Origin of the sequence: Pseudomonas sp. yb_2 (genome assembly GCF_043103905.1) — a bacterium.
In the GTDB taxonomy this organism is placed as follows: Bacteria; Pseudomonadota; Gammaproteobacteria; order Pseudomonadales; family Pseudomonadaceae; genus Aquipseudomonas; species Aquipseudomonas alloputida.
Genome location: NZ_JBICKH010000006.1, coordinates 169130 through 185851, shown reverse-complemented (window position 1 = coordinate 185851; position 16722 = coordinate 169130). Strand labels below are relative to the sequence as shown.

23 protein-coding genes are annotated in these 16722 nt (G+C 61.2%); 12 read left to right on the top strand and 11 right to left on the bottom strand.

The genetic code is table 11. The annotated features are described in order from the left end of the window. Positions 1–28: 28 nt before the first annotated feature. Positions 29–550, bottom strand: a complete 522-nt coding sequence (gene yjgA / locus ACF8FB_RS02020; protein WP_003255152.1) for a ribosome biogenesis factor YjgA — start codon at positions 548–550, stop codon at positions 29–31. Between the two features lie 109 nt (positions 551–659). Here yjgA and pmbA point away from each other — a divergent pair, with 109 nt between their 5' ends. The 6 genes from pmbA to ACF8FB_RS01990 all read left to right on the top strand — a co-directional run bounded on the left by pmbA (position 660) and on the right by ACF8FB_RS01990 (position 6028). Beyond that, positions 660–2006, top strand: coding sequence for a metalloprotease PmbA (pmbA, locus tag ACF8FB_RS02015; protein ID WP_014861686.1), 1347 nt, complete (start codon positions 660–662; stop codon positions 2004–2006). A 244-nt stretch (positions 2007–2250) separates the two neighbouring features. Next, positions 2251–2652, top strand: coding sequence for a hypothetical protein (locus ACF8FB_RS02010; protein ID WP_012051310.1), 402 nt, complete (start codon positions 2251–2253; stop codon positions 2650–2652). Continuing rightward, positions 2645–4021, top strand: coding sequence for a class II fumarate hydratase (locus ACF8FB_RS02005; RefSeq protein ID WP_392510957.1), 1377 nt, complete (start codon positions 2645–2647; stop codon positions 4019–4021). Before ACF8FB_RS02010 ends, ACF8FB_RS02005 begins: the two co-directional genes overlap by 8 nt. Before the next feature lie 27 nt (positions 4022–4048). After that, a complete protein-coding gene (locus tag ACF8FB_RS02000; RefSeq protein WP_010952141.1) occupies positions 4049–4510 on the top strand; it encodes a hypothetical protein in 462 nt (153 codons plus the stop codon). A 1-nt stretch (position 4511) separates the two neighbouring features. After that, positions 4512–5123, top strand: coding sequence for a superoxide dismutase (locus tag ACF8FB_RS01995; protein WP_014589823.1), 612 nt, complete (start codon positions 4512–4514; stop codon positions 5121–5123). Positions 5124–5134: 11 nt separating this feature from the next. Further along, on the top strand, positions 5135–6028 hold the full coding sequence (locus ACF8FB_RS01990; protein WP_392510970.1) for a ZIP family metal transporter: 894 nt from the start codon (positions 5135–5137) through the stop codon (positions 6026–6028). A gap of 27 nt (positions 6029–6055) precedes the next feature. Here the strand turns inward: ACF8FB_RS01990 and ACF8FB_RS01985 are convergent, their stop codons facing one another. The 10 genes from ACF8FB_RS01985 to ACF8FB_RS01940 all read right to left on the bottom strand — a co-directional run bounded on the left by ACF8FB_RS01985 (position 6056) and on the right by ACF8FB_RS01940 (position 13067). After that, positions 6056–6328 (bottom strand): HPr family phosphocarrier protein, encoded by a 273-nt coding sequence (locus ACF8FB_RS01985; RefSeq protein WP_010952144.1) that lies wholly within the window; start codon positions 6326–6328, stop codon positions 6056–6058. 18 nt (positions 6329–6346) lie between these two features. Further along, complete coding sequence (rapZ, locus tag ACF8FB_RS01980) at positions 6347–7201, bottom strand: RNase adapter RapZ (protein ID WP_003255139.1); 855 nt, start codon at positions 7199–7201, stop codon at positions 6347–6349. A gap of 2 nt (positions 7202–7203) precedes the next feature. Next, positions 7204–7668 (bottom strand): PTS IIA-like nitrogen regulatory protein PtsN, encoded by a 465-nt coding sequence (ptsN, locus tag ACF8FB_RS01975; RefSeq protein WP_003255137.1) that lies wholly within the window; start codon positions 7666–7668, stop codon positions 7204–7206. Between the two features lie 12 nt (positions 7669–7680). Continuing rightward, positions 7681–7989 (bottom strand): ribosome hibernation-promoting factor, HPF/YfiA family, encoded by a 309-nt coding sequence (hpf, locus tag ACF8FB_RS01970; RefSeq protein WP_003255135.1) that lies wholly within the window; start codon positions 7987–7989, stop codon positions 7681–7683. Between the two features lie 79 nt (positions 7990–8068). Further along, a complete protein-coding gene (locus tag ACF8FB_RS01965; RefSeq protein WP_003255133.1) occupies positions 8069–9562 on the bottom strand; it encodes an RNA polymerase factor sigma-54 in 1494 nt (497 codons plus the stop codon). Positions 9563–9737: 175 nt separating this feature from the next. Then, complete coding sequence (lptB, locus tag ACF8FB_RS01960; RefSeq protein ID WP_010952146.1) at positions 9738–10463, bottom strand: LPS export ABC transporter ATP-binding protein; 726 nt, start codon at positions 10461–10463, stop codon at positions 9738–9740. Beyond that, positions 10464–10988: a lipopolysaccharide transport periplasmic protein LptA gene (gene lptA / locus ACF8FB_RS01955; RefSeq protein ID WP_003255131.1), complete on the bottom strand. Its 525-nt coding sequence runs from the start codon at positions 10986–10988 to the stop codon at positions 10464–10466. Continuing rightward, positions 10975–11547 carry an LPS export ABC transporter periplasmic protein LptC gene (gene lptC, locus ACF8FB_RS01950; protein WP_392510955.1) on the bottom strand — a complete coding sequence of 191 codons (573 nt, stop codon included), beginning with the start codon at positions 11545–11547 and terminating at the stop codon, positions 10975–10977. Before lptC ends, lptA begins: the two co-directional genes overlap by 14 nt. A gap of 8 nt (positions 11548–11555) precedes the next feature. Beyond that, positions 11556–12080, bottom strand: coding sequence for an HAD family hydrolase (locus tag ACF8FB_RS01945; RefSeq protein ID WP_014589828.1), 525 nt, complete (start codon positions 12078–12080; stop codon positions 11556–11558). Positions 12081–12092: 12 nt separating this feature from the next. Next, positions 12093–13067: an SIS domain-containing protein gene (locus ACF8FB_RS01940; protein WP_010952149.1), complete on the bottom strand. Its 975-nt coding sequence runs from the start codon at positions 13065–13067 to the stop codon at positions 12093–12095. A gap of 248 nt (positions 13068–13315) precedes the next feature. On the opposite strand from ACF8FB_RS01940, the gene ACF8FB_RS01935 reads away from it, so the two are divergent. From ACF8FB_RS01935 to ACF8FB_RS01910, 6 genes are all read left to right on the top strand, one after another. Continuing rightward, positions 13316–14125 carry an ATP-binding cassette domain-containing protein gene (locus tag ACF8FB_RS01935; RefSeq protein WP_010952150.1) on the top strand — a complete coding sequence of 270 codons (810 nt, stop codon included), beginning with the start codon at positions 13316–13318 and terminating at the stop codon, positions 14123–14125. Further along, the gene (gene mlaE, locus ACF8FB_RS01930; RefSeq protein ID WP_020192840.1) at positions 14125–14922 is read left to right on the top strand and encodes a lipid asymmetry maintenance ABC transporter permease subunit MlaE; all 798 of its coding nucleotides are present in this window, start codon (positions 14125–14127) and stop codon (positions 14920–14922) included. Before ACF8FB_RS01935 ends, mlaE begins: the two co-directional genes overlap by 1 nt. Next, a complete protein-coding gene (gene mlaD, locus ACF8FB_RS01925) occupies positions 14922–15407 on the top strand; it encodes an outer membrane lipid asymmetry maintenance protein MlaD (protein WP_010952152.1) in 486 nt (161 codons plus the stop codon). Before mlaE ends, mlaD begins: the two co-directional genes overlap by 1 nt. A 9-nt stretch (positions 15408–15416) precedes the next feature. Next, positions 15417–16064 carry a phospholipid-binding protein MlaC gene (locus ACF8FB_RS01920; RefSeq protein WP_010952153.1) on the top strand — a complete coding sequence of 216 codons (648 nt, stop codon included), beginning with the start codon at positions 15417–15419 and terminating at the stop codon, positions 16062–16064. Further along, positions 16061–16363 (top strand): lipid asymmetry maintenance protein MlaB, encoded by a 303-nt coding sequence (locus ACF8FB_RS01915; RefSeq protein ID WP_010952154.1) that lies wholly within the window; start codon positions 16061–16063, stop codon positions 16361–16363. The genes ACF8FB_RS01920 and ACF8FB_RS01915 overlap by 4 nt, the downstream gene beginning before the upstream one ends. Positions 16364–16480: 117 nt before the next feature. After that, on the top strand, positions 16481–16720 hold the full coding sequence (locus ACF8FB_RS01910; RefSeq protein ID WP_003255121.1) for a BolA family protein: 240 nt from the start codon (positions 16481–16483) through the stop codon (positions 16718–16720). Positions 16721–16722 lie beyond the last annotated feature (2 nt).

Here is a 16722-nt window from a genome sequence, read left to right as displayed (position 1 = left end):
ACGTCCGCTCCCACAGGGCCCCAGTCCGTCAGCGCAACCCGCGCTGCAACTCGTCGAGGTCGCGGATGTACTTGAACACCTTGCGCGCGGCGGCAGGCGGCTTGTTCCGCGCCTTCTCGTGCTGGGCATGGCGCACCAGCGAGCGTAGCTGCTGGCGGTCGGTGTCGGGGTACTCGTTGACGAAGCGCTCGAGGTCTTCGTCGTTACCGTCGATCAACCGGTCACGCCAGCGCTCCAGGCTGTGGAAACGTTCGTTGTACTGGCGAGTCGAGCTGTCCATCTGTTCGAGCAAGGCATGGATGGCATCGAGGTCTTGCACGCGCATGAGCTTGCCGACGAACGACATGTGGCGTTTACGGGCGCCATGAGCGGTGTGCTTGCTGGCCTCAGCCAGTGCCTTGCGCAGCTCGTCGGTCAAAGGCAGGCGCGCCAAGGTATCGGCCTTGAGCGTGGTAAGCCGCTCGCCGAGTTCGACCAGCGCATGCAGTTCGCGCTTGATCTGGGTTTTGCTTTTTTCGCCGTCGAAGGCGTCGTCGTTTGAATCAACCATGGTGGCAGTCCGCTAGAAATCGCCGCCATGATAACCAGTCGGGGGCCGCTTGTCCGGCCCGGTCGTAGAATGACCCCAAGCCGAACGCAGAATTTGAGTGGAGAGAACCATGAGTGCAGTCCAGAGCGTAGGTCCGAAAGACCTGCCAGCATTGCAGGAACAGGTCGAGGCGATCATCGCCGAGGCGCGTCGTCAGGGGGCCAGTGCCTGTGAAGTGGCGGTGTCGCTGGAGCAAGGGCTGTCCACCACCGTACGCCAGCGTGAGGTCGAAACGGTCGAGTTCAACCGCGACCAGGGCTTTGGTATCACCCTTTATGTTGGCCAGCGCAAAGGTTCGGCCAGCACCTCGGCCAGTGGACCGGAGGCGATTCGCGAGACCGTCGCCGCAGCGTTGGCAATTGCCAGGCATACCTCCGAGGATGAATGCTCGGGCTTGGCCGACGCAGCGCTGATGGCGCGTGAAATCCCGGACCTGGACCTGTACCACGACTGGGATATCGAGCCCGAGAAGGCCATCGAAATGGCCCTGGCCTGCGAGGCAGCGGCGTTCGACGCCGACCCGCGCATCCTCAACGCCGATGGCACCACCCTCAATACCCACCAAGGCTGCCGCGTGTATGGCAACAGCCATGGGTTCATCGGTGGTTACGCCTCGACCCGGCACAGCCTGAGCTGCGTGATGATTGCCGAAGGCGACGGGCAGATGCAGCGTGACTACTGGTACGACGTGAACCGCCAGGGCAACCTGCTGGCCGACCCGAGCAGCATCGGCGTGCGCGCTGCCCAGCGTGCCGCCAGCCGCCTTGGCGCCCGACCGGTGCCGACTTGCGAGGTACCGGTGCTGTTTTCGGCCGAATTGGCCGGTGGCCTGTTCGGCAGCTTCCTGTCGGCCATTTCCGGCGGCAACCTGTACCGCAAGTCGTCGTTCCTGGAGGGTACCATTGGCCAGCGCCTTTTCCCTTCCTGGCTGACCCTCGACGAACGCCCGCATATTCCGCGCGCGTTGGGCAGCGCCGCCTTCGACGGTGATGGCCTGGCCACCTATGCCAAACCGTTTGTCGACAAAGGCGAGCTGGTGTCGTACTTGCTGGGTACCTATTCGGGGCGCAAGCTGGGTTTGCCGAGTACGGCCAATTCCGGTGGCGTGCACAACCTGTTCGTCAGCCACGGTGTCGAAGATCAGGCCGCGCTGATTCGCCGTATGGGGCGCGGGCTGCTGGTGACCGAACTGATGGGGCATGGCTTGAACATGGTGACGGGGGACTATTCCCGTGGTGCGGCGGGGTTCTGGGTCGAGAATGGCGAGATTCAGCATGCCGTACAGGAAGTCACCATCGCCGGAAACATGAAGGACATGTTCCAGCAGATTGTCGCGATCGGTAGCGATCTTGAAACCCGTAGCAATATTCATACGGGCTCGGTGTTGATCGAGCGGATGACCGTTGCTGGTAGCTGATCTTTAGCCTGCGCCGGCCCTTTCGCGGGTAAACCCGCTCCTACACGGTGGTGGACGTACATCGGGGTTGGACACAGGCCGTTGTAGGAGCGGGTTCACCCGCGAAGAGGCCGGAACAGCACTACACCTTTCCCTGCAAATCCGAAGACCCGGCCCTCGCGCCGGGTTTTTATTTCATCACCTTTTTCTTGAAGTGATTCTATTTATCACTTAATAATGAATATCATTATCCAGTAACCCGGCGATGATGTTCATGAAATCCGTCCTCCGCGAACTGCCCTACCTGGAAAACTGGCGCTGGCTCAGCCGGCGCATTCGCTGTGCGCTCGACCCCGACGAGCCGCGCCTGATCGAGCATTACCTGGCCGAAGGCCGCTATCTGGTGTGCTGCACCGAAACCTCGCCATGGACGGTGGCGCTGACAGCGTTTCGCCTGCTGCTGGATACCGCCTGCGATCGCATGCTCCCCTGGCATTGGCGTTGTCTGTGCCTGGACCAGGCGTGGCGCCCTCTGCTGGACCTGCGCAACCTCGACCGCCAGGAACAGAACCAACGCTGGCAACCCTACGCCTTGCAGTTGGCCAATTGCCGCCTGCTGCCTTCGATTTCTCCCGATGAACTGATGCAAGGATTTGATGATGAGTGATACCCGTATCGAGCGTGACAGCATGGGTGAGCTGCAGGTGCCGGCCCAGGCCCTCTACGGCGCCCAGACCCAGCGCGCGGTCGACAACTTCCCGATCAGCGGCCAGCGTATGCCGGCCCAGTTCATTCGTGCCTTGTTGCTGGCCAAGGCCGCTGCGGCCAAGGCCAACGTCGAACTGGAGCAACTGTCTGCCGGGCAGGGCCAGGCTATCGTCAAGGCTGTCGAGCAATTGCTGGCCGAGGACTTCATCCAGCACTTCCCGGTGGATGTGTTCCAGACAGGCTCTGGCACCAGTTCGAACATGAACGCCAATGAGGTGATCGCCACCTTGGCTACCCATGTACTGGGTGAGGCGGTCAATGCCAATGACCACGTCAACTGTGGCCAGAGCAGCAATGACATCATTCCGACCACCATCCATGTCAGCGCCGCGTTGGCCCTGCACGAGCAGTTGCTGCCAGCCCTGGCGCACCTGGTACAGGTGATCGAGGTCAAGTCGGCACAAGTACATCAATTCGTGAAGACCGGTCGTACTCACCTGATGGACGCGATGCCCGTGCGCATGAGCCAGGTGCTGGATGGCTGGGCTGCGCAGATCAATGCTGCCAAGTCGCACATCGAAGGGGTACTGCCGCGCTTGCAGGCGCTGGCCCAGGGCGGAACCGCCGTGGGTACCGGCATCAACGCCCATCCGCAGTTCGCGGTCGGTTTCGCTCGCCAGCTCAGTGGCCTGACCAAGATCGAGTTCACGCCCGGCCAGAACCTGTTCGCACTGATCGGCTCGCAGGACACTGCCGTGGCTTTGTCTGGCCAGCTCAAGACCACTGCGGTGGCGTTGATGAAAATCGCCAACGATCTGCGCTGGATGAACTCCGGCCCGCTGGCCGGTCTGGGCGAAATCGAGCTGCAAGCTCTGCAGCCGGGCTCTTCGATCATGCCAGGCAAGGTCAACCCGGTGATCCCGGAGGCCACTGCCATGGTCGCCGCCCAAGTGATTGGCAACGACGCGACCATCGCCGTCGCAGGTCAAGCCGGTAACTTCGAGCTGAACGTGATGCTGCCGGTGATCGCCCGCAACCTGCTGGAAAGCATCGAGCTGATGGCCAATGTCAGCCGCTTGCTGGCCGACAAAGCCATCGCCAGCTTCAAGGTCAACGAAGACAAACTCAAGGAAGCCCTCGCGCGCAACCCGATTCTGGTCACGGCGTTGAATCCGATCATCGGCTACCTCAAGGCCGCCGAAATCGCCAAGACCGCCTACAAGCAGGGTCGTCCAATCATCGATGTGGCGCTGGAGCACACCGACCTGTCCCGCGACCAGCTTGAAGCGCTGCTGGACCCGGAAAAACTCACCGCCGGCGGAATCTGACACTGCGTCACCGCCCAGGAGACAACCATGCAGCACTGGAAACGCACCACGGAAACTGCCAACCGCCTATTCGAACAAGGCGAACTGGTGGACGCCCGGGAACACTACCTGCAAGCCTTGGCGTTGGCCCAGGTGCTGTTCGAGCGCTGGCATGACGTGGACGAAGCGGTGGCTGCATTCGTCATCGCCCACCACAACCTGGCTGACCTGCACCTGCGCCTTGACCAGCCGCATGAAAGCGCCGACTACCTGTGCGCTGCTCACCAGCGACTGCTGCAGGCCTGCCAGGAAGTGCGCCTGCCTCAGGGGCTGCGTGATGCAGCCTTGCGCCACAGTGCGCGCACTTACACCGAGCTGCTGAGTTTCATTGCCGAGTATGGCCAGTACCCGCGTACCGAGCGCTTGCTCAACCGCCACAGCGCCGGGGCCAGCGAGCTCGCTGCCAAGCCGGATGTAACACCTAGAACCCATGCCTACGGAATTCACTGACATGCCCCATACCTTGCCTGCATTGCCATACGCCTACGATGCGCTGGAACCACACATTGATGCCCAGACAATGGAAATCCACCACACCAAGCATCACCAGACTTACGTGAACGGCCTCAATGCCGCCCTCGAGGGTACCGAGTGGGCCGAATGGCCGGTGGAAAAACTGGTCGCTGCCGTCAAGCAACTGCCGGAAAACCTGCGTGGCGCCGTGACCAACCACGGCGGTGGTCACGCCAACCACAGCCTGTTCTGGACTGTCATGTCGCCTCAGGGCGGTGGCGAGCCTGTGGGCCAGCTGGCGCAAGCCGTCACTGCACAACTTGGCGGCTTCGAGGCTTTCAAGGAGGCTTTCACCAAAGCCGCGTTGACCCGCTTCGGCAGCGGTTGGGCCTGGCTCAGCGTGACGCCGCAAAAAACCTTGATGGTGGAGAGTAGCGGCAACCAGGACAGCCCGCTGATGCACGGCAATGCGCCGATCCTGGGCCTGGACGTGTGGGAGCACGCGTACTACCTCAAGTACCAGAACCGTCGTCCGGAATACATCGGTGCCTTCTACAACGTCATTGACTGGGTGGAAGTTGAACGTCGTTACCTTGAAGCCCTGAAGTGAGTCGGATCGGTATGCGCTCTGAGGTGATGTCTGTCAGCAGTGTGCGCCTGTTCCGCCTGGCGCTTGGGACTTTGCTTTTGCTGGCTGGCGCCACGTTACTGGTGGCGCGCGGCCTCGCCTGGTTAGACCTCGACCCGCGCATGCTGCGCGCCCTGGAGGGCGGTGCTTTATGCGCACTGGGTACGGCACTGGGCGCAGTACCGGTACTGGTCATTCGCAATATGCCCGTGGCGCTGGCGGATACGCTGTTGGGCTTCGGTGCTGGCGTGATGCTGGCGGCCACCGCGTTTTCCCTGATCATGCCGGGCCTGGCGGCGGCTCAGTCTATTGGCTTCAGCCCTTGGGGGGCAGGTGGCCTGGTCAGTTTTGGCCTGATGTTCGGGGCGTTGTGCCTGTTCCTGGTCGACCTCAAGGTATCCTGGGCTTCGCCGGAAGCGCTGGTGGGCACGGCAAACCAACCGGTGATTGCAGCGCGCATCTGGCTGTTCGTGATTGCCATCATTGCCCACAACATCCCCGAAGGTATGGCCATTGGTGTGTCGGCCGGGGGTGGCATGGCCGACGCCGACAGCCTGGCCATGGGCATTGCCTTGCAGGATGTGCCTGAGGGGCTGGTGATCGCGCTGGTGCTGGCAGGGGCGGGCATGCCGCGCTTCAAGGCCTTCCTGATCGGCGCAGCCTCAGGCTTGGTCGAGCCGCTGGCGGCGTTGATCTGTGCCTGGCTGGTGAATGTTGCCGAACTGCTGCTGCCGCTGGGGCTGGCCTGTGCAGCGGGGGCGATGTTGCTGGTGGTCACCCAGGAAATCATCCCCGAATCGCGCAGCAACGGCCATCATCGTCTGGCCAGCCTTGGGCTGTGTACAGGCTTCTGTCTGATGATGGTGATGGATACCGCGATGTCCTGACCTGGTGCAAGCGCAGGTTTGCGAGGCCTATTCGCCTTCGTCAAAGAAATTGTTTATCAGCTCGACCAGCGCGTCCATGGCGTCGCTGTCCTGCTCGCCCTCGGTATGCAGGTGCACCTGGGTGCCTTTGCCTGCGGCCAGCATCATCACCGCCATGATGCTCTTGCCATCCACCAGCTTGTCCGGGGCGCGACCCACCCGTACCTGGCAGGGGAAGCGGCCGGCCACACCGACGAACTTGGCTGCCGCCCGGGCATGCAGACCCAGCTTGTTGATGATGGTGATTTCGCGGGCGGGCATCTGGGGCGGATCCTTGGGCTAGAGGTCGCGATGGCGGACCTGGACGTTTTTCAGGGTTTGCTGCAGCTGTTGACCAAGGCGCTCGGTGATGTACACCGAACGGTGATGTCCGCCAGTGCAGCCGATGGCAATGGTTACGTAGGCGCGGTTGCTGGCAGCGAAGCGGGGCAACCATTTGAGCAGGTAGCTGGAGATGTCGTTGTACATGTCTTCGACATCCGGTTGTGCGGCCAGGTAGTCGATCACGGGTTGATCGAGGCCCGAGTGCTCACGCAGTTCCGGTTTCCAGTAGGGGTTGGGCAGGCAGCGCACGTCAAAAACCAGGTCGGCGTCGACCGGCATGCCCCGCTTGAAGCCGAACGACTCGACCAGAAACGCTGTGCCAGGCTCGGGCTGGTTGAGCAGGCGCAGTTTGATCGAGTCACGCAACTGGTACAGGTTCAGGTTGGTGGTGTCGATCTTCAGGTCGGCCAGGTCGGCAATGGGGCCCAACAAATCGCTTTCCACGCGGATCGCTTCCGCGAGCGAGCGGTTGGCGTTGGTCAGGGGGTGCCGCCTGCGGGTTTCCGAGAAACGCTTGAGAAGGACCTCTTCATCGGCATCCAGGTACAACACGTCGCACTGGATGTGCCGGGCGCGGGCTTCTTCAAGCAGCTCGGGAAAACGCATCAGGTGGCTGGGCAGGTTGCGCGCGTCGATCGAAACCGCCACCTTGGGCTGCAGCAATTCGGTGTTGATCAGTGCATTTTCCGCCAACTGCGGCAGTAGCCCGGCGGGCAGATTGTCGATGCAATAGAAACCGCTGTCTTCCAGGACATCGAGGGCGGTGCTCTTGCCGGAGCCGGACCGGCCGCTGACGATGATCAGGCGCATGTTCAGTGCTCGTTCTGTACGTCCAGGACAACCTGGAACAGGGCCTCGTTGCTGGTGGCCGCACGCAGTCGATCACGGACCTCCTTGCGATCGAGCATGCTTGCGATCTGACGCAGAAGTTCAAGGTGAGCATCGGTGGCCGCTTCGGGCACCAGCAGCACAAACAGCAGGTCCACTGGCGCGCCATCGATGGCGTCGTAATCGATAGGCGCTTCCAGGTGCAGCAGGGCGCTGACTGGCGCGGAGCATCCTTCAAGCCGGCAGTGCGGGATGGCGATGCCATTGCCAAAACCGGTAGAACCGAGCTTTTCCCGGGCTACCAGTTTTTCGAAGACGTCCTGCATCTCCAGTTCTGGCACTTGGTCGGCGATGACAGTGGCGACCTTTTCCAGGGCGCGCTTCTTGCTGCCGCCCGGCACGTTCACGAGGGAACGGCCGGGGGTCAGGATGGTTTCAAGTCGGATCATGGATGAGGGGGATCAGCGGGCAGCTGCACCTTGCAGCAGGCTTTGCTGTTTTTCCTTGTGTTTTTTCAGTTGGCGGTCGAGCTTGTCGGCCAGGGCGTCGATCGCTGCATACATGTCTTCGTGTTCGGCGTTGGCTACCACTTCGCCGCCGGGAATCTGCAGGGTCGCCTCGACCTTCTGCTGAAGCTTCTCGACTTTCATGATTACCTGCACGTTGGTGATCTTGTCGAAGTGACTCTCCACGCGGGCGAGCTTTTCAAGCACGTAATCGCGCAGTGGCTGGGTGACTTCTACATGCTGTCCACTGATATTGACTTGCATACAGCTTCTCCTTTGTTGCCCGTGCATAAAGAGGCAGGTCTTGCACCTGCCACGAAAACGCTGTGGCACATCTCAGGGGCTACATCAGTCGCTTGCGTTCGCTCGACGGTGCGATGCCGAGGGACTCGCGGTACTTGGCGACGGTGCGACGGGCTACCTGGATGCCTTGTGCCTCCAGTAAACCAGCGATCTTGCTGTCACTCAATGGCTTTTTCTGATTTTCCGCCGCAACCAGTTTCTTGATGATCGCGCGGATCGCCGTGGACGAGCATTCTCCGCCTTCGGAGGTGCTGACATGGCTGGAGAAAAAGTATTTCAGTTCGTAGATGCCACGCGGGGTGTGCATGTATTTCTGCGTGGTAACCCGCGAAATGGTCGATTCGTGCATGCCTACGGCTTCGGCAATGTCATGCAGTACCAACGGCTTCATCGCTTCGTCGCCGTGGTCGAGGAAGCCGCGCTGGTGCTCGACGATCTGCGTGGCAACCTTCATCAGGGTTTCGTTACGGCTTTGCAGGCTCTTGATGAACCAGCGCGCTTCCTGCAGCTGGTTGCGCATGAAGGTGTTGTCGGCGCTGGTGTCGGCACGGCGCACGAAGCCGGCGTATTGTGGGTTGACGCGCAGGCGTGGGATGGCTTCCTGGTTCAGTTCTACCAGCCAACGGTCGCTGTCCTTGCGCACGATGACGTCGGGCACCACGTACTCGGGCTCGCTGGACTCGATCTGCGAACCAGGGCGCGGGTTAAGGCTTTGCACCAGTTCGATGACCTGGCGCAGCTCGTCTTCCTTGATTTTCATCCGCCGCATTAGCTGGCTGTAGTCACGGCTGCCGAGCAGGTCGATGAAATCGGTGACCAGGCGCTTGGCTTCGGTCATCCACGGAGTTGTAGCGGGCAGCTGGCGCAGTTGCAGCAACAGGCATTCGCCGAGGTTGCGGGCGCCAACGCCAGCCGGCTCGAACTGCTGGATGCGGTGCAGTACCGCTTCGACCTCGTCCAGTTCGATATCCAGCTCGGGGTCGAAACCGGCGCAGATTTCTTCGAGTGTGTCTTCCAGGTAGCCCTGGCCGTTGATGCTGTCGATCAGGGTCACGGCAATCAAGCGGTCGGTGTCGGACATCGGTGCCAGGTTCAACTGCCACAGCAGGTGGCTTTGCAGGCTTTCGCCGGCCGATGTGCGCGTGGTGAAGTCCCATTCGTCGTCATCGTTGCTCGGCAGGCTGCTGGCGCTGGTCTGGTAGATGTCTTCCCAAGCGGTATCGACCGGGAGCTCGTTGGGGATGCGCTCGCTCCACTCACCGTCTTCCAGGTTGTCGGCGCTGACGGTGCTTTCCTGGAAACTGTTGTCCTGAACTTCGGCGGCCGGCTTGTTCTCGGCGTTGTCGGCCATCGGGTCGCTGTTGTCGAAGTCTTCGCCGTCTTCCTGACGTTCGAGCATCGGGTTCGACTCCAGCGCTTCCTGGATTTCCTGTTGGAGGTCCAGGGTAGAAAGCTGGAGCAGGCGGATGGCCTGTTGCAACTGAGGTGTCATCGTCAGTTGCTGGCCCATTTTTAGGACGAGCGATGGTTTCATGGCAGGGGCTTAATACCTTGTTCGCCGGCGCGCATGCGCCATCCACTACACGAGGGCGCCGAAGCGCCAGATCAAGCAAGTTTTATGCCTTAAATTGTAGCGTTTGCCTAGAGTACAGTAACAACTTTACCCGCAGTTTCAGGGCTGTTTGCCAGTACTTCAGGCGCGTGCCGGGTCAGAGGCGGAACTCGTGACCCAGGTAAACTTCTTTGACCAGTTCGTTTGCCAGGATGGTTTCAGCGTCACCTTCGGCGATCAGTCGGCCATCGTTGACGATATAAGCGGTTTCGCAGATATCCAGGGTTTCACGCACGTTGTGGTCGGTAATCAGTACGCCGATACCTTTGGCCTTGAGGTGGTGGATGATCTGCTTGATGTCGCCGACCGAAATCGGGTCGACACCGGCGAACGGTTCGTCCAGCAGGATGAACTTGGGTGCGGTCGCCAGGGCGCGCGCAATTTCGACGCGGCGGCGTTCACCACCAGACAGGCTCATGCCGAGGTTGTCCCGGATGTGGCTGATGTGGAACTCCTGCAGCAGGCTTTCCAGCTCTTTGCGGCGGCCGTCCCGATCGAGGTCCTTGCGGGTCTCGAGGATGGCCATGATGTTGTCGGCTACCGACAGCTTGCGGAAGATCGAGGCTTCCTGCGGCAGGTAGCCGATTCCGGCACGGGCGCGGCCGTGCATGGGCTGGTGGCTGACATCGAGGTTGTCGATCAGTACGCGGCCCTGTTCGGCCTGGACCAGCCCGACAATCATGTAGAAGCAGGTGGTCTTGCCGGCGCCGTTGGGGCCGAGCAGGCCGACGATCTGGCCGCTGTCGATAGACAGGCTGACATCACGTACTACCTGCCGCCCCTTGTAGCTCTTTGCCAGGTGCTGGGCTTTGAGGGTTGCCATTTACTCGGCCTTCTTCTTGGGCTGGATCACCATGTCGATGCGCTGACGGGGTGTTGTCACATTGCCACCACGGCCGGCGGTCGCCACCTGGGTCTGGGTGTTGTAGACGATCTTTTCGCCTTCGGTGGTATTGCCTTCGCTCTCGACCTTGGCGCGGTCGGTGAGAATGACCAAGTCCTTCTGCGACTGGTACTGGATGGTTACGCCCCAGCCTTTCATCTTGTCCGGCTTGGCTGCGCTCTGCTGCTGCTCGAAGTAGGCCAGGTTGCCCACCGAGGTCACTACGTCGATATCGCCAGAGGCGGAGCGGGTAATGGTCACGGTGTTGCCTTTGATCATCATCGAACCCTGAGTGATGATCACGTCGCCGGTGTAAGTGGCCACGCCTTGCTTGTCATCCAGGTGAGCGTTGTCGGCCTGGATGCGGATAGGCTGGTCACGGTCGTTCGGCAGGGCGAGGGCGCTCGCGCTTCCCAGTGCTGCGCTCAGGCTGAGCAAAAGGGGGAGGGTTTTAACGAGCCTCATACTGTCCTCTTACGTTAGAGAGCAAGTCCATCTTGCCTTCTTTCAAATACGCTTTCATGCCTTTGCCCGTAGTGGTGCCTCCGGCGCCGTCGATTCTAACGGCTTGCTCGGTCTGCGCATATTGCTTCTGCGGGAACACGGTCATGCGTGAGCTGGTAATGATGGTTTCACGCTGCTTTTCATCGGTGCGGGCAATCCGCACCTTGTCGATCAGCTCGACCTCGGTACCGTCAGGATTGACCTCGGCGCGCGTGCTCTGCACATGCCACGGGTACTCGGTGCCGCGGTACAGGTGCAGGTCCGGTGTGGTCACCTGGGTGACTTCGCTGGTCTTGAGGTGTTCGATCCTGTCGGCGGTCATTTCGTATTGCAGCTTGCCGTCGGGCAGGAACTGCACGCTGTGGGCGTTGATCGCGTAGTAATCGATGGCGCTTTCGTCGACCTGGGTCACGGGCTTGTCGAGGAAGCTCTCCGGGCTGACATTCCAGTAGCCAATGGCTACCAACAGGGCGGCTATCGCCCCCAGCAGCACAATGTTTCGGGCTTTCTTGCTGAGCATGGGCAGCCTTACAGGTAGTTGGCGTTGGCAGCGTCCAGGGTGCCCTGGGCCTGCATGATCATTTCGCAGAATTCACGGGCCGCGCCTTCGCCGCCACGTGCCTGGGTCACGCCGTGGGCGTGCTGGCGTACGAACGGTGCGGCGTTGGCTACGGCCATGCCCAGAGCCACCCGGCGAATCACCGGCAGGTCGGGCAGGTCGTCGCCCAGGTAAGCCACTTGATCATAGCTTAGGCCCAGTTCGGCGAGCAGGCCGTCAAGCACCACCAATTTGTCCTCCCGGCCTTGGTAGAGGTGCGGGATACCGAGGTTCCTGGCCCGGCGTTCGACCACTGGGGTCTTGCGCCCGCTGATGATCGCGGTGGTCACGCCCGAGGCCATGAGCATCTTGATGCCCTGGCCGTCGAGGGTATTGAACGTCTTGAATTCGCTGCCATCCTCGAGGAAGTACAGGCGCCCGTCGGTGAGCACGCCGTCCACGTCGAACACTGCCAGCTTGATGCCTTTGCCGCGTTGCATGAGGTCCTGGTTCATTCCATCGCTCCTTTACATTACGCCGGCGCGCAGCAGGTCATGCATGTTCAGGGCGCCGGTCGGGCGGTCTTCACGGTCCACCACCACCAGGGCGTTGATCTTGTGGTCTTCCATTATCTTCAGGGCTTCGGCGGCGAGCATGTCGGCACGCGCAGTCTTGCCATGAACGGTCATGACCTGGTCGATCAGGGTGGTGTGCACATCGATATTGCGGTCCAGGCTGCGGCGCAGGTCACCGTCGGTGAAGATCCCGGCCAGTTTGCCATCGGCTTCGACGATCACGGTCATGCCCAAACCTTTGTGGGACATTTCCAGCAGCGCGTCCTTGAGCAGGGTGCCGCGTGGTACTTGAGGCAGGTCGTCGCCGGCGTGCATCACGTTCTCGACCTTCAGCAGCAGGCGGCGGCCCAGCGCGCCTCCCGGGTGCGAGAAGGCGAAGTCCTCGGCGGTGAAGCCGCGGGCTTCGAGCAAGGCGATGGCCAAGGCGTCGCCCAGTACCAGCGCTGCCGTGGTGGAGGAGGTGGGGGCCAGGTTCAGCGGGCAGGCCTCTTGTTCGACACGTGCGTCAAGGTTGACCTCGGCGGCCTGGGCCAGCGGCGAGTCCGGGTTGCCGGTCAGGCTGATCAGCTTGATGCCAAGGCGCTTGATGAACGGCAGCAGGGTGACGATTTCGGCGGTGCTGCCGGAGTTCGACAGCGCAAGGATGACATCATCACGGGTGATCATGCCCATGTCGCCATGGCTGGCTTCGGCCGGATGCACGAAAAACGCCGGTGTGCCGGTGCTGGCCAGGGTCGCGGCGATCTTGTTGCCGATGTGCCCGGACTTGCCCATGCCGACCACGACGACCCGGCCCTTGCTGGCCAGAATCAGTTCGCAGGCTTTGACGAAATTGTCGTCGATGCGCGCCAAAAGGGCCTCTACGGCCTCGAGTTCCAGGCGCAGAGTGCGTTGGGCGGATTGGATCAGCTCGCTGGATTGGCTCATGTCGAAAAAGCAATGCCTGATGAAAGGGCGACGATTATACGCGCAATGATGAAAACCCTCACCTCCTCGATTGTTGCAGTGAATACCACCAAAGCCTGTCCCGGGGCTGAACGACTGCTTGTCCGGCCTTGGGGCGGGGCTGTCAGCGGTGCTATAGTTCGCCGCTATTCGGCCTGTCAGGGGTGCGTGTGCCTTCCAGATGGAGGCCGGCGTCCATTAGGACGAGGCTGCATTAGCAAGGAGTCTAGATGAGTGTGGATAGCGCCTACGCGGTCGAGTTGAAGGGAGTAACCTTCAAACGTGGTTCGCGCAGCATTTTCAGCAACGTGGACATCAGCATCCCGCGCGGCAAGGTCACCGGCATCATGGGGCCATCGGGGTGCGGCAAGACCACGTTGCTCCGCCTGATGGGCGCACAGTTGCGCCCCTCGAGCGGTGAGGTATGGGTTGCCGGGCAGAACCTGCCGACGCTGTCGCGCAGCGACCTGTTCGACGCCCGAAAGCAGATGGGTGTGCTGTTTCAGAGCGGCGCGTTGTTCACCGACCTCGATGTGTTCGAGAACGTCGCGTTCCCGTTGCGCGTGCATACTCAGCTGTCGGACGAAATGATCCGTGACATCGTGTTGATGAAGCTGCAGGCCGTGGGCCTGCGCGGTGCCATCGACCTGATGCCCGACGAGCTGTCCGGTGGCATGAAGCGCCGTGTGGCGCTGGCCCGGGCGATTGCCCTGGACCCGCAGATCCTCATGTACGACGAACCGTTCGTCGGCCAGGACCCGATCGCCATGGGGGTACTGGTGCGCCTGATTCGCCTGCTCAACGATGCCCTGGGCATCACCAGCATCGTGGTTTCCCATGACCTGGCAGAAACTGCCAGCATCGCCGACTACATCTACGTTGTAGGTGACGGCCAGGTGCTGGGCCAGGGGACGCCTGATGAGCTGATGGGGTCGGACAATCCACGGATCCGCCAATTCATGAAAGGCGACCCGGATGGCCCGGTTCCCTTCCACTTTCCCGCGCCTGACTACCGCGCCGACCTGCTGGGGGCGCGTTGATGCGCAGAAAATCCTTACTCGAGCGTGTCCGCCTGCTGGGCCGCTCGGCAATCGACGTGCTGGCCGTGCTCGGGCGTTCGTGCCTGTTCCTGTTCCATGCGCTGGTCGGTCGCGGTGGTATTGGCGGCGGCTTCCAGCTGCTGACCAAGCAGTTGTACTCGGTGGGTGTGCTGTCGCTGGCGATCGTCGTCGTGTCCGGTGTGTTCATCGGCATGGTGCTGGCGCTGCAGGGCTACAGCATCCTGACCAAGTACGGCTCGGAGCAGGCGGTAGGGCAGATGGTCGCCCTGACCCTGCTGCGTGAACTTGGCCCGGTGGTAACGGCGTTGCTGTTCGCCGGGCGTGCCGGTTCCGCGCTGACCGCCGAAATCGGCAACATGAAGTCCACCGAGCAGTTGTCGAGCCTGGAAATGATCGGTGTCGACCCGCTCAAGTACATCGTTGCGCCACGCCTGTGGGCCGGTTTCATCTCGCTGCCGCTGCTGGCGCTGATCTTCAGCGTGGTCGGTATCTGGGGTGGCTCGTGGGTGGCGGTGGACTGGCTGGGTGTCTACGAGGGCTCGTTCTGGGCCAACATGCAGAACAGTGTTTCTTTCACTGACGACGTGCTCAACGGGCTGGTCAAGAGCGTGGTGTTTGCTTTCGTCTCGACCTGGATCGCCGTATTCCAGGGGTACGACTGTGAGCCCACCTCAGAAGGGATCAGCCGTGCAACCACCAAGACCGTGGTCTATGCCTCGTTGGCAGTGCTGGGTCTGGACTTTATTCTGACCGCCTTGATGTTTGGAGATTTCTGATGCAAAACCGCACCCTGGAAATCGGTGTCGGCCTGTTCCTCCTGGCCGGGATCCTGGCGCTGCTGCTGCTGGCCCTGCGTGTCAGCGGGCTGTCGGCCAGCCCGAGCAGCGATACCTATAAAGTTTATGCTTACTTCGACAATATCGCCGGTTTGACGGTCAGAGCTAAAGTGACCATGGCCGGTGTGACCATCGGCAAGGTTACCGCCATCGATCTGGACCGTGATTCCTACACCGGTCGGGTGACGTTGCAGCTGGACAAGTCGGTCGATAACCTGCCGACCGACTCCACTGCCTCGATCCTGACCGCCGGTTTGCTTGGTGAGAAGTACATCGGCATCAGCGTTGGCGGTGAAGACGAAGTGCTCAAGGATGGTGCAACCATCCATGACACACAGTCGGCACTGGTGCTGGAGGATCTGATTGGCAAGTTCCTGCTCAACTCTGTTGGCAAGGAACCGAAAGAAGCGCAACCGGCTAATTAAGGAGTACCCATGATTTCGATCCTGCGACGTGGCCTGCTGGTGCTGCTGGCGGCCTTCCCCCTGCTGGCCCTGGCTGTGCAGACACCGCACGAAGTGGTTCAAAGCACCACCAATGAACTGCTCGGCGACCTCAAGGCCAACAAGGAGCAGTACAAGTCCAACCCCAACGCCTTCTATGACTCGCTCAACCGCATTCTCGGCCCGGTGGTGGATGCCGACGGTATCTCGCGCAGCATCATGACCGTGAAGTACTCGCGCAAGGCGACCCCGGAGCAGATGCAGCGCTTCCAGGAAAACTTCAAGCGCAGCCTGATGCAGTTCTATGGCAATGCCTTGCTCGAATACAATAACCAGGGCATCACTGTCGACCCGGCTAAAGCCGATGACGGCAAGCGCGCCAGTGTCGGCATGAAGGTTACCGGCAACAACGGTGCCGTGTACCCCGTGCAGTACACCCTGGAGAACATTGGCGGCGAGTGGAAGGTGCGTAACGTGATCGTCAACGGCATCAACATCGGCAAGCTGTTCCGTGACCAGTTCGCCGATGCCATGCAGCGCAACGGCAATGACCTGGACAAGACCATCGACGGCTGGGCCGGCGAAGTGGCCAAGGCCAAGCAGGCTGCCGACAACTCGCCAGAGAAGAGCGTCAAATGAGTGAGGCCGCTGTAAGCATGGCAGAGCCAGGCGTGCTGCGTCTGACTGGCGTGCTGGACTACCGCAGCGGCCCGGCCTTGCGCAAGCAAGGCAAGGTGCTGATCGATGGCTCGCGCGAGCCGCGACTGGTGCTTGATTGCTCGGCTGTCGAGAAGTCGTCGAGTGTTGGCCTGTCGCTACTGCTGGCGTACATGCGGGATGCTCAGGCCACTGGCAAGGCGTGCGAGGTGCGTGGCATGCCTGATGATATGCGGGAAATTGCCGAGGTCTATGATCTCGATGAAGTGCTGGCAAGCTAGTGGCCAGGCACGGATGATGGCCCCTCGGTCAGCGAAGCCTTCGTTGGGCTTCGCAGGCGAGGGGCTTTTTTGTATGATGGCCGACCCGTGCGCATCGGGCGCCGATTGAGGTTGAGCATGCAGGCCGTAGAAGTTAAAAGCTTCCTTGAAGAGAAATTGCCGGGTTCCCGGGTCGAAGTTGAAGGCGAAGGCTGCAACTTCCAGTTGAACGTGATCAGCGACGAGTTGGCTGGCCTGAGTCCGGTCAAACGCCAGCAGGCGATCTATGCTCACCTGAATCCGTGGATCGCCAATGGCAGCATCCATGCGGTAACCATGAAATTTTTCAGCAGCGCAGCCTGGGCTGAGCGCACCTGAGC

What these genes read in the sequence shown, in the direction of transcription:
- ptsN (WP_003255137.1), bottom strand. Translation starts at nt 7,668, where the DNA reads ATGATCCGACTTGAAACCATCCTGACCCCCGGCCGTTCCCTCGTGAAC.
- ACF8FB_RS01920 (WP_010952153.1), top strand. Translation starts at nt 15,417, where the DNA reads ATGATTTCGATCCTGCGACGTGGCCTGCTGGTGCTGCTGGCGGCCTTC.
- ACF8FB_RS01995 (WP_014589823.1), top strand. Translation starts at nt 4,512, where the DNA reads ATGCCCCATACCTTGCCTGCATTGCCATACGCCTACGATGCGCTGGAA.
- rapZ (WP_003255139.1), bottom strand. Translation starts at nt 7,201, where the DNA reads ATGCGCCTGATCATCGTCAGCGGCCGGTCCGGCTCCGGCAAGAGCACC.
- ACF8FB_RS02010 (WP_012051310.1), top strand. Translation starts at nt 2,251, where the DNA reads ATGATGTTCATGAAATCCGTCCTCCGCGAACTGCCCTACCTGGAAAAC.
- mlaE (WP_020192840.1), top strand. Translation starts at nt 14,125, where the DNA reads ATGCGCAGAAAATCCTTACTCGAGCGTGTCCGCCTGCTGGGCCGCTCG.
- ACF8FB_RS02005 (WP_392510957.1), top strand. Translation starts at nt 2,645, where the DNA reads ATGAGTGATACCCGTATCGAGCGTGACAGCATGGGTGAGCTGCAGGTG.
- lptC (WP_392510955.1), bottom strand. Translation starts at nt 11,547, where the DNA reads ATGCTCAGCAAGAAAGCCCGAAACATTGTGCTGCTGGGGGCGATAGCC.
- ACF8FB_RS01985 (WP_010952144.1), bottom strand. Translation starts at nt 6,328, where the DNA reads ATGCCCGCCCGCGAAATCACCATCATCAACAAGCTGGGTCTGCATGCC.
- ACF8FB_RS02000 (WP_010952141.1), top strand. Translation starts at nt 4,049, where the DNA reads ATGCAGCACTGGAAACGCACCACGGAAACTGCCAACCGCCTATTCGAA.
- ACF8FB_RS01965 (WP_003255133.1), bottom strand. Translation starts at nt 9,562, where the DNA reads ATGAAACCATCGCTCGTCCTAAAAATGGGCCAGCAACTGACGATGACA.
- pmbA (WP_014861686.1), top strand. Translation starts at nt 660, where the DNA reads ATGAGTGCAGTCCAGAGCGTAGGTCCGAAAGACCTGCCAGCATTGCAG.
- mlaD (WP_010952152.1), top strand. Translation starts at nt 14,922, where the DNA reads ATGCAAAACCGCACCCTGGAAATCGGTGTCGGCCTGTTCCTCCTGGCC.
- ACF8FB_RS01935 (WP_010952150.1), top strand. Translation starts at nt 13,316, where the DNA reads ATGAGTGTGGATAGCGCCTACGCGGTCGAGTTGAAGGGAGTAACCTTC.
- ACF8FB_RS01990 (WP_392510970.1), top strand. Translation starts at nt 5,135, where the DNA reads ATGCGCTCTGAGGTGATGTCTGTCAGCAGTGTGCGCCTGTTCCGCCTG.
- lptB (WP_010952146.1), bottom strand. Translation starts at nt 10,463, where the DNA reads ATGGCAACCCTCAAAGCCCAGCACCTGGCAAAGAGCTACAAGGGGCGG.
- yjgA (WP_003255152.1), bottom strand. Translation starts at nt 550, where the DNA reads ATGGTTGATTCAAACGACGACGCCTTCGACGGCGAAAAAAGCAAAACC.
- ACF8FB_RS01915 (WP_010952154.1), top strand. Translation starts at nt 16,061, where the DNA reads ATGAGTGAGGCCGCTGTAAGCATGGCAGAGCCAGGCGTGCTGCGTCTG.
- ACF8FB_RS01910 (WP_003255121.1), top strand. Translation starts at nt 16,481, where the DNA reads ATGCAGGCCGTAGAAGTTAAAAGCTTCCTTGAAGAGAAATTGCCGGGT.
- hpf (WP_003255135.1), bottom strand. Translation starts at nt 7,989, where the DNA reads ATGCAAGTCAATATCAGTGGACAGCATGTAGAAGTCACCCAGCCACTG.
- lptA (WP_003255131.1), bottom strand. Translation starts at nt 10,988, where the DNA reads ATGAGGCTCGTTAAAACCCTCCCCCTTTTGCTCAGCCTGAGCGCAGCA.
- ACF8FB_RS01940 (WP_010952149.1), bottom strand. Translation starts at nt 13,067, where the DNA reads ATGAGCCAATCCAGCGAGCTGATCCAATCCGCCCAACGCACTCTGCGC.
- ACF8FB_RS01945 (WP_014589828.1), bottom strand. Translation starts at nt 12,080, where the DNA reads ATGAACCAGGACCTCATGCAACGCGGCAAAGGCATCAAGCTGGCAGTG.